The sequence below is a fragment of the Gardnerella sp. DNF00038 genome (assembly GCF_049262855.1).
Lineage (GTDB): Bacteria > Actinomycetota > Actinomycetes > Actinomycetales > Bifidobacteriaceae > Bifidobacterium > Bifidobacterium vaginale.
Genome location: NZ_CP058407.1, coordinates 657,707 through 672,558, shown reverse-complemented (window position 1 = coordinate 672,558; position 14,852 = coordinate 657,707). Strand labels below are relative to the sequence as shown.

Annotated in this window: 11 protein-coding genes; 3 read left to right on the top strand and 8 right to left on the bottom strand. The window is 39.0% G+C overall.

What is annotated here, in order from left to right; all coding sequences use genetic code 11:
* The first annotated feature begins 516 nt into the window (after positions 1–516).
* The gene (locus HXT19_RS02545; protein WP_422119741.1) at positions 517–2,697 is read left to right on the top strand and encodes a DNA/RNA helicase domain-containing protein; all 2,181 of its coding nucleotides are present in this window, start codon (positions 517–519) and stop codon (positions 2,695–2,697) included.
* 143 nt (positions 2,698–2,840) lie between these two features.
* On the opposite strand, the gene HXT19_RS02540 is transcribed toward HXT19_RS02545, so the two are convergent.
* From HXT19_RS02540 to HXT19_RS02515, 6 genes are all read right to left on the bottom strand, one after another.
* Positions 2,841–5,330, bottom strand: coding sequence for an ATP-dependent Clp protease ATP-binding subunit (locus HXT19_RS02540; RefSeq protein WP_004112655.1), 2,490 nt, complete (start codon positions 5,328–5,330; stop codon positions 2,841–2,843).
* A 69-nt stretch (positions 5,331–5,399) separates the two neighbouring features.
* Positions 5,400–6,641, bottom strand: coding sequence for a DUF3027 domain-containing protein (locus tag HXT19_RS02535; protein WP_422119740.1), 1,242 nt, complete (start codon positions 6,639–6,641; stop codon positions 5,400–5,402).
* Positions 6,642–6,659: 18 nt separating this feature from the next.
* Entirely contained in the window at positions 6,660–7,049 is a 390-nt protein-coding gene (locus HXT19_RS02530; protein WP_004115360.1) for a cold-shock protein, read from the bottom strand.
* Between the two features lie 189 nt (positions 7,050–7,238).
* Positions 7,239–9,272, bottom strand: a complete 2,034-nt coding sequence (locus HXT19_RS02525; RefSeq protein ID WP_004115361.1) for a sensor histidine kinase — start codon at positions 9,270–9,272, stop codon at positions 7,239–7,241.
* A 2-nt stretch (positions 9,273–9,274) separates the two neighbouring features.
* Positions 9,275–10,015 carry a response regulator transcription factor gene (locus tag HXT19_RS02520; protein WP_004115362.1) on the bottom strand — a complete coding sequence of 247 codons (741 nt, stop codon included), beginning with the start codon at positions 10,013–10,015 and terminating at the stop codon, positions 9,275–9,277.
* A 60-nt stretch (positions 10,016–10,075) separates the two neighbouring features.
* The gene (locus HXT19_RS02515; RefSeq protein ID WP_119675820.1) at positions 10,076–10,810 is read right to left on the bottom strand and encodes a TPM domain-containing protein; all 735 of its coding nucleotides are present in this window, start codon (positions 10,808–10,810) and stop codon (positions 10,076–10,078) included.
* 190 nt (positions 10,811–11,000) lie between these two features.
* Here HXT19_RS02515 and HXT19_RS02510 point away from each other — a divergent pair, with 190 nt between their 5' ends.
* Positions 11,001–11,294: a WXG100 family type VII secretion target gene (locus tag HXT19_RS02510; RefSeq protein ID WP_004121657.1), complete on the top strand. Its 294-nt coding sequence runs from the start codon at positions 11,001–11,003 to the stop codon at positions 11,292–11,294.
* 118 nt (positions 11,295–11,412) lie between these two features.
* Here the strand turns inward: HXT19_RS02510 and groL are convergent, their stop codons facing one another.
* Together groL and HXT19_RS02500 are read right to left on the bottom strand one after the other, a co-directional pair.
* Positions 11,413–13,038, bottom strand: a complete 1,626-nt coding sequence (gene groL / locus HXT19_RS02505) for a chaperonin GroEL (RefSeq protein ID WP_004115364.1) — start codon at positions 13,036–13,038, stop codon at positions 11,413–11,415.
* A gap of 273 nt (positions 13,039–13,311) precedes the next feature.
* Complete coding sequence (locus HXT19_RS02500; protein ID WP_004115367.1) at positions 13,312–13,995, bottom strand: LytR C-terminal domain-containing protein; 684 nt, start codon at positions 13,993–13,995, stop codon at positions 13,312–13,314.
* A gap of 146 nt (positions 13,996–14,141) precedes the next feature.
* Between HXT19_RS02500 and HXT19_RS02495 the strand changes: the two genes are divergently transcribed.
* Positions 14,142–14,852 (top strand): uracil-DNA glycosylase, encoded by a 711-nt coding sequence (locus tag HXT19_RS02495; protein WP_410309929.1) that lies wholly within the window; start codon positions 14,142–14,144, stop codon positions 14,850–14,852.

The window sequence follows — 14,852 nt, the reverse complement described above, 5'->3', positions numbered from 1 at the left end:
GCGCTTCAAGGATTACCACTGCGTATTAGGTAAAGACTTATATGATAGAATCGAAATGAGGGCTAGGGCTCCTCTTACCCCTTAATCTCGTAATGAGTTGGTTTGAGGGTATGACTAGCTTTCGCATATTCCAACTGTTTTATAGTCTTTAATGATCCATATGTTATATGTAAAAAAAAATAAAGGAGCCCACACAACGCCTAAGGTGAGTAAATCAGCCGACGGCATGAAGCCGACTTTCAACGCAGGAAGACTCCTACGATTCATGCTAGTAAATATTGCATTATTACACAACATTGACTTTGTTTATATGGTAAATCTAATTTATAGAGTTTGTGGGCAAGTGTATCAAAATTGTTGCGTTAAGGAAACAGTTTTGATACGTGGACTAAATTTTCATAATCGAAAATTTATAAATTGAGTTAAAAATATTCAATTCAAAAACATTTGTAAATTTGTCACTATTAGTAGTTTTTATTAATAGAATATTTCTTATCAAATAGCTATCATTGAATCATGATGAAAGCTATTGTTCCCCCTAAGTCCATAATTGTTAATTTGCCTTATAAAGTTTTCAAAGATAATGAATTGGAACATAGCATTAATGAAAATCTAAAGTATAAGAGAAGTGATCTTGATAACCAAACTATTCAAGTTTTGAAGCATTACTTGCTGAAATTTCCAACTGTTTATATTGTTCATAAAAAAGAATATGAGAGATATACGGTTTATGTTGGTGAAACTAATAACATTGAGGAAAGAACAAAACAACATCTGAATGCTGATACCAAAATCAGAGATGATTGGGAAAAATTATCTGAAGGCGAAGTAAAACAATATATTATTGCTAATGAGCATTTTAATAAATCACTTACTTTAGATGTTGAAAACCGCTTCATGCAGTACTTGTTAAGCGTTAATTCAATTAATGAGGTTACTAATCGCCGAACAAATCCTCAGGGTGAATATTATCCAGAAGAAGAGTTCGAACGTATTTTTTCTGGAATATGGGTTCAGCTTCATGACATGGATCCAAATTTATTTCCAGAGGAAGGAATTATTCGCGACTCAGCTTTATTCAAGGCATCACCATTTCATAAATTGACTTCTGAACAGAAGAATATTGAAAGAAAAGTTATAGATATCGTCAATGAAGCTTTAAAATCAGAGAATAAGTGTGACTCTGATTCTTCTACGCTTATTCTGTTAGAAGGTGATGCTGGTACTGGAAAAACAGTTTTACTCAGTGATTTGTTCTATAAAATTTGTAACAAGCTAAGCAAAATAAAAAATCAATTACGCCAATACAGTTATGATGATGTTGAAGAAGAAAACGAAGAGGATTCTGATTATGAATATAAACAATTTTCAACTATTAGTAATAGGAAAACTGCTTGCATAATTGTAAATCATAAAGAACAAGTGAATGTATACAATCAAATAGCAACAAAGTTACGTTTGCAAAAAAATAATGATGAACTTGTTATGCTACCTTCTCAGTTTATTAATCGTTTTAGCGAGCAAACCGAACAAGGTCGTGGCATCATTGACAGACCAAAGCGTTGCTGTGATGTAGCTCTTATTGATGAAGCTCACTTGCTGAATACACAAGCTAATCAGGCTTACTCTGGTTCAAATATGTTGTCTGATATCTTATGTAGGTCTCGAGTTGTTATTGCAGCTTTTGATCCTAATCAAATTTTACAAAGTAACCAACGGTGGAATTCAGAAGACTTAGAAAAATTATTGGGTACATATTGCAAAGATAAGAAGTCTTTTGGCAATAGTGCTAATGGTTGTGGAGCATTATCCTTAAATGATTCAATAAGTGTGAATGTCCGTCGTTTTATTCTTGAAAATCAGATGCGTATGAGAGCTAATAAAAATATTCTCGAATGGATTAAAAATTTTATATACAATGGTTGTATTGGCACTCTTCCAGTATGTAGTAATTCTGAGGTAAAAAATGCAGATTCGAATACTGAAGATAAACCTTTTGATTTCAAGGTATTTGATTCACCTATTAAATTGTTTAAGGCTATTAAATCTAAATCTGAAGAAAAAGCTTCTGGGTGCGATGGGCACGGATTATCACGTATTGTTGCAACATATGATTGGGAGTACAAGAGCAATAAGAATAATCCTAAAGCAATAAATGGTACTTGGAATGTAGATTTGCATTGTGATAGTAATGGACAATGGTATATGGGACTTGGAGAATATGCTGATGCTAGTAGTTCAGAGTTAGAAATTTTGGAAAGAGAAGGGAAAGTTTTTAGCCATCCATGGAATTATCAATTGTCATCGTTAGATAGCTCTAAGCATTCACGTTCAATAAAGGAAACAAAAAAATCATGGGCAGAACAGCCTCATACTATAAATGAGATTGGATCTACATTTACCGTTCAAGGATTTGATTTAAATTATGCTGGGGTAATAATTGGACCTTCAGTGCAGTATCGTAATTGTAAAGTTGTTTTTTGCCCAGAAAATAGTAGAAACGATAAAGCAACTAATAAAAGGCACACTAAAGATTTATCTACAAAAAAGAAAATTACGTTAGACTATTCAATTGATAATCTTAAAAATGAGCTTAACGTGTTATTAAAACGAGGAGTTAATGGACTCTACATTTTTGCTGTAGATACGGAATTAGAAAAAGCATTATTAGAAGCTCAGCGTAATTCATTTATCTGAATAATATAAACAGTATCGGAACAACATATTTTATTTATCGGAACAATAGTGATTTATAAAACCCATAAAACGCAAAAATCCCGATGGTTTTACACACCGGGATTTTCGTTATTTAGAATATTTTCGTTATTTAGAACTCAACATCAAGATTCAACATCAAACTTTATACCGCGGAAAATAAACTCCCCCAGCAAACCTTCGCCTTCTGCATCAACTTCAACGCGTTCACCATCTGTTAAGTCGCCAAGCAAAATCTTCTCACTTATGGCATCCTCAATATCGCGCTGAATAACTCTTCGCAACGGTCTTGCTCCAAGAAGAGGATCAAAGCCCTTTTGCGCAAGAAGATTCTTAGCTGCATCTGTAAGCTCCAAAGTCATATGACGTTCAAACAGACGGTCATTCAAACGCTTAACGTCCAAATCAACAATCTGACGAACCTCTGGCTCAGTAAGCTGACGGAATACAATCGTATCATCCAAACGGTTTAGGAATTCCGGACGGAACTGACGCTTCAATTCCGAATTAACCTGATCCTTCATTCTCTGGTAAGATGCATCCGCATTATTGCCAAGACTAAAACCAGTATTCGCTGACTTAGCAATATCACGAGTACCAAGATTTGTAGTCAAGATAATAATCGTGTTCTTAAAATCAACTTTTCTTCCTTGGCCATCTGTTAAATGACCGTCGTCTAACACTTGCAACAAAGTGTTGAAAATATCTGGATGAGCCTTTTCAATTTCGTCAAAAAGCACCACCGAGAATGGCTTTCTACGAACCTTCTCTGTAAGCTCGCCACCCTCCTCGTAGCCAACATATCCTGGAGGAGCACCGAAAAGACGAGAAGCCGCATACTTTTCCGCAAACTCCGACATATCCACACGAATCAAAGCATCATCATCGTCGAACAGGAATTGAGCCAAGGTTTTAGCAAGCTCTGTCTTACCAACTCCTGTAGGACCAGCGAAAATAAACGATCCAGAAGGACGCTTTGGATCTTTCAGTCCTACTCGCGCACGACGAATAGAACGAGAAAGTGCAGAAACAGCCTCATCTTGACCAATAATACGCTTATGAAGCTCCGCTTCCATACCGAGCAACTTTTTGGATTCCGCTTGAGTTAGCTTAACAACAGGAATACCAGTTGTATTAGAAACAACAGATGCAATAACATCCTCGTCTACAACCATATTCACATTAGACTCGCCCTCACGCCAAGCCTGCTCTTTATTCTTACGTTCTTCCTCAAGCTTTTCCTGCTCATCTCGCAAGTCGGCAGCCTTCTCAAAGTCCTGATTCTTAATAGCTTCATCTTTCTTTTCTGAAAGTTTAGAAATCTTAGAATCAAGTTCCTTAAGCTCTGGTGGCTCTGTCAATCGCTTAATACGTAGGCGAGCTCCAGCTTCATCAATAAGATCAATCGCCTTATCTGGCAAATTCCTATCTTGAATATAGCGAGCAGACATTTCTGCTGCAGACTGCAAAGCAGCATCCGTAATAGTTACGTGATGATGATTCTCGTAGCGCGCACGCAAACCTTTCAGAATCTCAATTGTCTCTGCAATAGAAGGCTCTTGAACTTGAATAGGCTGGAATCTTCGTTCCAAAGCCGCATCCTTTTCAATATACTTTCTATACTCATCGGTAGTTGTAGCACCAATCGTCTGTAGCTCACCACGCGCAAGCATAGGTTTAAGCATGTCAGAAGCACCCAAAGCACCATCTGCAGACCCAGCACCAACAATAGTATGAATCTCATCAATAAATAGAACTATATCTCCACGAGTCTTAATTTCTTTAAGCACCTTCTTTAAGCGCTCTTCAAAATCGCCACGATAACGAGATCCAGCAACCATCGAACCCAAGTCAAGAGAATAAACCTGCTTGCCCTTTAACGTTTCTGGCACATCTCCAGCAACAATCTTCTGTGCAAGACCTTCCACAACAGCTGTTTTACCAACACCAGGTTCACCTATAAGAACAGGATTATTCTTAGTTCTGCGAGAAAGCACAACCATAACGCGCTCAATCTCTTTTGAACGACCAATAACAGGATCAAGCTTCCCTTGCTCAGCTTCTGTAGTAAGATTCCTTCCGAACTGATCTAGCAGCGCAGAACCAGACTGATTCCTCTTATCCTGCACTCCTCCAGCATTAGCCAAATCACCCTTCTGACCGTCTTCTGGTAATCCAGAATTTCCTCGAATCAAATCCATTGCAGTGCTACGAAGATCTCCTAAATCGACCTCCATCTTAATAAGCACCTGCGTTCCAACACCTTCGCCTTCTCTAATAAGACCTAAAAGAATATGCTCGGTACCAATATAGCTGTGCCCCAATTGCAATGCTTCACGCAAACTAAGCTCAAGCACTTGTTTAGCATGCGGAGTAAAAGGTATGTGTCCACTAGGCGAGACAGTACCAGTGCCAATCATTTCTTTTATTTGTTTACGAGTATTGTCTAATTCTACGCCTTTGGCGTTTAAAGCTTTTGCTGCTATTCCTTCGCCTTCTCTAATAAGACCTAAGAGAATATGCTCGGTACCAATATAGTTATGCTGAAGAGAGCGCGCTTCTTCCTGAGCTAGCACAATCACACGCCGAGCGCGGTCAGTGAACCGTTCAAACATAATTGCCTTCCGTTCTTATCCTTCGTTCTATGGTAACGAGTTGCCATGACTCTAACACTATTTTTAGTGTTACTCATTGGTTAATGACGACTTATTTAAATCTTCAGAATTGTCTGCAGAATTCGAGTCATCGCCAGATTCTGCATAATCTGCGCTATCTGCATCATCCGAAACATCACTCTTATCAACATCATCAGAATTATCAGTGCTATCTGCAAAATCTTCTGATTCAATATCTTCATTAGCTTTATTATCTTTATTATTACTTCTATCAATTGAATCAATTTCTGCAGAATCGCTATTTTCGCTATTTTCGCTGAACTCGTCAGACTCGTCTTCAATTATCAACCTGCGATGTCTTTTACGATTTTCCTTACTATCTTCAATCGCTTCTTCGATAAGCTCTACATCTGCTCTCTCGTCTCTAGGAGCTTGAGGAGCTATCTCAATATGATAATCGTCATAGGCTGGAGTCGATTGAATCCAAAGTTGTGATGGCTCTGGTGGCTCTATTTCGGAATGCTCTCCACACCCGTGATCTAATGCCACCACTCTCCCATCGTCTGGGCTCCACATATTTGCGCAAACTCCAAACATGTTTCCTAAGCTGCCAGCTAGAGGAATCATAAATCCGCAGGATGAACACGCTTTACCATCCGCAATTTTAGTAGAAAGCGATTTAGGACCATGTTGTCCCGAATACCATCGCTTCGCCGTTTGAGCTATTGCCTCAGCAGTCATAACCCTCTTACGAGTTAATCTAAAAGTCTCAACTGCTTCTTCAAAATCTTCTTGAGATTCTTTAGACTCATTATCTTCTTTAGATTCATTATTTTGCTCTGTTTCGCCATCCTGTTCGGTTGCTGGCGACTTTTCCGATTCAGAGCATTCAGTTTCTACAGAATCTTCAGAAACATTTGCTTTAGATTTTTTATAATCTAAATCTTCTGGATTAACTCCAGACTCAAGCCTTTCATCATCTTCGGCTGTACCAATAGAGTCCATAACCGAAAGATCCGTTGGCTTAAGTCTATCTTTCCAAGGAATCCAAGGTGGAGGTAGTAAAGAATCCTCAGTTGGGGCAAGAGTTGACTCATTAACTGTCCAACGATCAACATCAGCATCGTGGTACAGCGTTACTGACCACTGCCAACCTTCATACCCAGGCATATTGCAAACAAATCTAAAATCGGTAACATCACTACCAAGATCTGTAGCACTTACGAAATCTCCAACAGCGTTTTCACGCTCTGAAGTTTCCACAGCAATACTATATGCAAGCTCCTGAGGATTAATTACTTCATCTGCCATAAAAAATCCTGTTAAATATCAGTCCTGCACGTCAAAATTGTCTGCTACAGCACGCAACAAATGCGCAAGTTTCTTACTCTCAGCAGTAGACGGATAATGACGACGTCGTAAACCATTGCCTGCAGAATCCAAAAGCTTAATAAGGTCTTCTACTATTGCAGCCATATCTTCAGCTTTTGGTCTTGTGGCTTTTACTAGCGAAGGCGCAGAAGCCACAACAGTGAGACCCATTGCCTGTGGCCCTTTACGACCTTCAACAACAGAGAATTCAACACGCGTACCTTTACGCAGCTCTTTCACTGATTCTGGCAGCGCAGAAGATGGTAAGAATACATCTTTGCCCTCTTCATCGCATATAAAGCCATATCCTTTTTTAGAATCGTACCAACGAACACGCCCGTTGGGCATAACACACCTCACTCGAATTCATTAAATTCTATGCGAATCATCACATTCTACTATAATCCACATAACATTCACTCGGCTCACGCTTTATCAATTGTAGCGCATGAATCCCGAACAATCTAAAACAAAAACTATAAGCAATAAATTATCCGAAAAAACATGTCAAAACAAGCAAAATTATAAATAAAATAATTAATAATTTAAACTATTATCGATTTTTACAATATTATTATCGGTAACCATGCTAGAAGTATCTGTATTCTTAACCTTCTTATTATTCTCATCGTCAAATATCACATTCGGCAACACAACCGTAAGAGTTAAACCATGAGGCTTAGATTCAGACGATTCGCTTCCTGCCATTGTATCATCAATAAGCTGATCACTGCTGGTCCTAGATGCACAAGACGTAGTAGCACATATAAAACCACGATGAGCTTTAACAACAGACTGAGCAATAGACATACCTAAGCCAGTACCACCCTTTTCTCTAGCACGAGATGGATCTGCAATATAGAATCGCTCAAATATGTGAGATAAAGATTCTTCAGGTACGCCAGGTCCATGATCTACCACTCGAATAACCACAAATGAGCTGCCTGTTCCAGTAGATTGGCTCACTTCCGCAGCTTCTAAAAAGTCTTTCAATGAACGAGATACAGATCCCATTTTTTGAAGAGCTTCAGGAGTAATAGAAGCCTTGAGAACACCCATACCTATCTCTACTGGAGAATCGCTTGGAGTATAGCGATGAATGTTTCCAACAATATTTGTAAGAACTTGTCGCAATCTAGCTCCGTCACCCTTTAAAGTGACTTTAGGTAACTCACCTGGAGTAAAAATAAACTTTCTATCAAGACTGCAATTTGTTGGCTTAGAGCAATTCATCAACTTCCAGTCATCAGCTAAATGCAAAGTGCCTTGCTGAATAACTCGAACTGGATCTAACGCTCTCAAATCATTTGCCGCATCAGAAAGAATAGGAGTTACTTTAACTGTCTGAGAAACATTTATTCCTCTACCCTCGTCAAATCGTGCCAGCGAAAGCAAATCTTCTACAAGTTCCGTCATTCTTTCACTAGAAGCCTTAATATGAGCAATAGAATCATCAGCTTTTTCTTGCTGACCAGGCACACCTCTCCACATGTAGTACAATTCAGCGTATCCATGAATAGCAGCTAATGGAGTACGGAGTTCATGACTTGCATCAGAAACAAATTGTTTCATTTTCTCAGTCATTGCTTCCTGGTCGTTAAATCCTTGTTCAATCTTAGAAAGCATAGAGTTCAACGAAGCAGCTAAAGATCCAACCTCCGTGTTTTCTGGGGCGGAAGGCACTCGCCTACTTAAATCTCCAGAAGCAATCTTCGACGCAGTTTTTTCTATTCTCTTTAGTGGAACAAGAGTAGATTGAATAATAAGAGCAGCTAAAACAGCACCAAGAAGAATAACTGTTATACTAACCATCACGCAATAACGTGTAAGCGTATTAACAGTATCTAATTGGTCACTTAAAGAAAGAGCTATATAAACATACCCTCTAACATGCATTTCGGAATTATATCCGCTTCGCTGACCCCATGTAAGAACAAGAACTCGCCAAGGAGATTCCGCAGCTTTTGCAGTTGTTTCATCAATACTTTTTACATCTCCATGCACTCGCGCTGGAGCAGTAAAAGGCCTACGTCTTACAACAACATTATTAATTTCGCCATCTTCTGGAAGATTCGGCATAGAAACAACATCACCTTTAAGTTTTGGAATCAAAGGTGTAGTAATAATCTTGTTATTAGTGTCTCTAATCTGCAAGAAATAATCATTAGGACCTGCAGTCTGTTCTCCAGAATCCTTACTACGAAGCAAATCTATATTGTCGTAAATAAGCTGAGCCTGATCTGTAAGCTGAGCATCGGTTTTATCCAACAGATAACTGCCAACTAATTGCCTAATAGAAAGAGAAATGCATAATGCAGCAATTGTAAGAACAACTAACGTACACGCTACCAAACGAGTACTCAACGGTATAGCATCAATATGCCTCCGCAACCATTTGGACTTAGATTTATTCTTGGTTTTTTTAGGATTATCACCAGAATAAGTCACTAATTCGGCTTTAACATTTCGATCAGCACTAACTTCGGACTGATTTAATCCGCTGTTATCAGAACCAGATGTTTTGGAACCATTATTGTAAAGCGAACCATCCACAGATTTGCTCTCACGCATAATCAGGCTTGACCTGCTTTCGGAACGCGAATCATATAGCCAATACCACGCTTCGTTTCAATAAGAGGAACAACCTTCTTTAAGCTTCCATCCTCATTTTTAATTTCAATACCATCAATCTTTTTACGAAGATAAGAAATATAGGATTCTACAATTGCTGCGTCTCCACCCCAATCATATTGCCAAACATGATTGAGAATCTGACTCTTAGACAATACTCTGCCTTCATTGTCCATCAAATAATGAAGTAACTTATACTCCGTAGGACTTAATTCAATTGGAACACCAGATCTGGAAACATCATGCGAATCCTCATTAATTTCCAAATCAGCAACGCGCACAACAGGCGTATCTTCATCTGGATCTTGAGTTCTACGCAATATTGCACGAATTCTCGCAACCACTTCTTCTAGACTAAAAGGCTTTGTAACATAATCGTCGCCACCAACAGTAAGACCCATAATCTTATCCTGAGTGTCGTCTCTAGCAGTAAGGAACAACACAGGAACAGCAACACCATTCTGTCGAATTCGCCTTGTAACCGTAAATCCGTCTATATCTGGGAGCATAACGTCCATAACAATAAGATCTGGATTTACACGCTCAATAACATCAATAGCTTCTGAACCAGAAGCTGCTGTTTCTACATCAAATCCTGCAAAGTGTAGCGATGCTACCAAAAGCTCACGAATTGAAGGTTCGTCATCGACCACAACAATAGATGCTTCTACATTCTTACCCATACTGATTAGCATCACTTATAAAACTGAATGTTTCCTGAGTGTTTCCTGAAAAAAATCGATTTATTTACGCGCCGCATGGCGTCTCTTAGCTCTTCTCAACCCTAGTGATACTTGTTTTAGAATATAGTTTCTTCTCCACAAAATAAGTGCAACAAGAACAAACAAAGCAACAATAATAACAACCATAACGATTGTTGAAACTACACTTGTTCTGGAAGTTACAGAAGTTTTCTTAGAACGAACAATCTGCTTCATGAGCATGATTGCAGATTGAGACCAATCAGCACCTTGAGAACTAATAAGAGGACGATACGCCGCATCAGAAAGCAAATCCACGGTTGTTTTTCTTTTAAGCCATTCATCAGAATTAGATGAAACTGCTACTACAAGCTTTCCATCATGAGTAGCAACAGCAAGAAGAACAGTATTACGATCTGGATTAGTGCTTGTAAGTAAATCGCTAGCCCATTTTGATGGATTTTTATTTCCAGTAAAATTGGATAAATAAAGTAATTTAACCGATACGCCTGTTTGTTTTTTGGTTGTCGAAATCATATCGGAAACTTTTGTAACAGAATCTCCAAGAAGATTTTCTGTATCCGTAATAGAATCCGTTGCAACAATACCCAAATTTTTAGTGCTTTTATTCTGAGAATCAGCTTTTGATAATCCTTCATTAGCAAAAACTGTTGTTGGGAACAAAACACTTTCGCTAAAAAACACAATAATCACAAAAGCAGATAAGCCTTTAACCACATTGATAAAAAAATCTTTTACAAACTTTCTAGACGGCATATATTCATAATACCGTGTTTTTAGATTACAAGAAACAAGCGTAAAATAAAGCGATTTATGCAAAACAAAAATTAAAAAATTATAAATTTAATTTATACAAATTAATTTATACAAAAGATAAGTTTGCACGGCAAAAACTAAATGAATAACTATAAGAAAATTATTAACCACACTAAATGAGGAGAAAAAAATGACACAATTTAGAGTTGATTCAGAACAAATTCAGCAATCTGCTGCAGCAGTTGCATCTTCGATTAATGCGATTCGAGACGCCACAAATGGAATGTACGCAAATCTCCAACAATTGCAAAGTGTATGGACTGGTCCTGCAGCTACACAATTTGCATCAACAGCTGGGCAATGGCGTGCAGCACACCAACAAATGGAACAATCATTGCAATCCATTCAACTCGCTATGCAAAATGCTTCTAACATTTACATGGATACAGAAGCTCAAGCTACATCTTTGTTTGCAATGGGATAAACAAAATAATTAAACAATAGAATAAATAAAAAACGTGAGCGATGACTTGTATTTTATAACAACTCACCGCTCACATATAACAACTAGCTAAAAGCTAAGCAATACGTCTAACTTTTATTTAGTAGCCCATCTCTGCACCAGCCTGTGGTGCAGCAGCTGGCTTCTCAGGCTTATTAGCAACCACAGCTTCTGTAGTTAAGAACAAGCCAGCGATAGAAGCAGCATTCTGTAGAGCAGAACGAGTTACCTTAACTGGGTCGGTAACGCCTGCAGCCAACAAATCTTCATAAGTATTAGTTGCAGCATTGAAGCCTTCGCCTTCTGGAAGCTCACGTACCTTGTTGAGCACAACGTCTCCAGAAACGCCAGAATTCTGAGCAATCTGCTTGATTGGAGCTTCTACAGCACGGAACACAATTGCAGCACCCGTGGCTTCTTCTCCACTAAGAGCAACAATATCAGCAGACTTCTCAACCTTAGCGGCAGCCTGAACCAAAGCTACACCACCGCCTGGAAGCAAACCCTCCTCGATAGCAGCCTTAGCATTACGAACTGCATCTTCAATGCGATGCTTACGTTCCTTAGCCTCAACTTCCGTAGCAGCACCAACCTTAATAACAGCAACGCCGCCAGCGAGCTTAGCAAGACGCTCCTGAAGCTTTTCGCGATCGTAATCGGAATCAGTGTTCTCAATTTCGGCGCGAATCTGAGCAACACGAGCCTCAACATCTTCCTTAGAGCCAGCGCCAGAAACGATAGTTGTTTCATCCTTAGAAACAATCACCTTTGCAGCATGGCCAAACACAGAAGCGTCGATAGAATCAAGCTTCAAACCAAGGTCGTCAGAAACAACCTGAGCACCAGTCAAAATAGCCATATCCTGAAGCATTGCCTTACGGCGATCGCCAAATCCTGGAGCCTTTACTGCAACAGTGTTGAAAGTACCGCGAATCTTGTTAAGAACAAGAGTTGGTAATGCTTCGCCATCAACATCTTCAGCAATAATGAGCAATGGCTTACCAGACTTCATAACAAGTTCAGCAACATGAACAATGTCCTGCTGGCTAGAAACCTTGCCAGAAGTGAGCAAAATGTATGGGTCTTCAAGAACAGCAGTCTGATCTTCTGCATTAGTGACGAAGTAAGGGGAAATATAACCCTTATCAAAACGCATACCTTCAGTGAAGTCCAAATCAAGACCAAACTTGTTGTTGTCTTCAACAGTAACAACACCGTCCTGACCAACCTTATCCAAAGCTTCAGCAATCTTTTCGCCAACTTCAGGATCTGCTGCAGAAATAGTTGCAGTAGCTGCAATCTGATCCTTGGTTTCAACATCCTTAGCAGATGCGAGAAGTTCCTTAACAATTGCTTCTGAAGCCTTTTCAATTCCGCGACGAAGAGCGATTGGGTTGCTACCGGCAACAACGTTCTTTAAGCCTTCGTGCACCAAAGACTGAGCCAACACGGTAGCGGTTGTAGTGCCGTCACCTGCAACGTCGTCAGTCTTCTTAGCAACTTCCTTTACCAATTCGGCGCCAATACGCTCGTATGGATCTTCAAGATCGATCTCCTTAGCGATTGAAACGCCATCATTAGTGATGGTTGGGGCGCCGTAAGACTTATCAAGAACAACGTTACGACCCTTTGGACCAAGAGTCACCTTTACTGTATTTGCAAGCTTATCAAGACCAGCAAGCATACCCTGACGGGCATCTTCTTCATAGGCAATAATCTTTGCCATTATTCCTCCACATAACTTAACTATGGAACACTCACTCAAACCGTCGAAATCTAACCAACCGTCAGCTGTTGATTAAACCTGCAACATTAGAGTGCTAAATGAAGATTAGCACTCTAAGTGCCCGAGTGCCAACTATATTCAAAAATATATAGAAAAAATCTATAAGCAAAATCAAAAATAGCCAAGCAAAAAGCCACTCTAGATGACTTTCTACTCGACTATTTAAGAAATTATTTATTATTGAAATTTATTGCAAAATGAGTAAATCGCAATTTACTTGCACAAAACAACAACTATTGTGGTAGTTATTTCACTAGTTGCCTCAACATTGCTAATACCCAAAGTTTTAGCAATGTCTTGTGCAGCAGCACGATTTTCATCTCCCTTGTACCAAACAACAGAATCCGAAGGAACATTACCTTTAGGATTTGCAGCTTCTACATTTGCATAACCAGCTTGCTTAAGCTTTCCAGCTTCTTGAGCTGCATGACCCTGAATTTTAGTTGCATTAACAACTTTTACTTGAACTGTCTTGTTAATATCTGCTGTCGAAGAGTCATTGTTAGCATTAGAGTCTTTAGAAGAATTCTTATCTTCTTTATCTTGCTTTTTATCTGACTTATTTGTTTCTTCTGGGTCCTTATCCTCGTCTGAATCATCGCCATCAGCTTTGTCAGATTTACTCTTGCTCTCATCAATTTTGCCATTTTTATTGCCATTAGAAGACTTGGAAATTGCTGAATTATTTGCACTCCAAGGCATACGAATATTGTTGATTTCTCCAGACATAACCGCCCATGCCAGAAGACCCAACACAACAGCAACAACTAGCACAACAACATATGGGAACAATACAGCATACCACGCGCGATTTCCACGATGTACTCCAACAGGACCTTCTGGTGGATTATCGAAATCATCAGTCGTGAATGACACGTTCTGGCTATTGTTCGCCATAATTGTATCCCTTCCAAAAAATCATTAAAACAGTATGGAATACATACTAGCGAATGCCTCGCACAAAACATAAGATAAATGGAAATATAAAAAATTATTATTATTTGCTGCACATATTTGTCATTTATGTTTTAAAGTTATTAACCATGGAGATTAAACAGCGAAAGTCTTTACACGATTTAATAGACCCAGATTGGGCAGACGCTCTTGAGACAGTAGAACCACAAGTTCACAAAATGGGAGACTTTTTAAGAGATGAACTATCTAACGGGAGGCGATTCCTGCCAGAAAGTCACAATATTCTCAGAGCTTTTACAATACCTTTTAAAGAAATAAAGGTTCTTATTGTTGGTCAAGATCCATATCCTACTCCAAGTCATCCTGTAGGGCTTAGTTTCTGCGTTGCTCCAAACGTTAAACCATTACCTAAAAGTCTTATTAATATTTATAAAGAATTAGTTAGTGATTTAAATGTACCAATGCCAAAGAATGGTGACTTAACACCGTGGACTCAAAAAGGCGTTATGCTACTAAACAGGTGCCTTAGCGTTGAAGTAGGTAGACCTAATAGTCATCAGGGAAAGGGCTGGGAAGAAATTACCGATGCAGCTATTACCGCATTGAATAACCGTGTAGATAATAACGGCAAGCATATTCCTCTGGTTGCAATTTTGTGGGGAAGAAATGCTCAAAGTCTTGCTCCCCTTCTTACAAACGCAATCATTATTCAATCCCCTCACCCAAGTCCTCTTTCTGCCTCTAGAGGATTCTTTGGTTCTCGTCCATTTTCAAGAGCAAACCAGGCTTTAATATCGTTAGGATCAACACCAATAGATTGGACTCTCCCTAGCGAATAG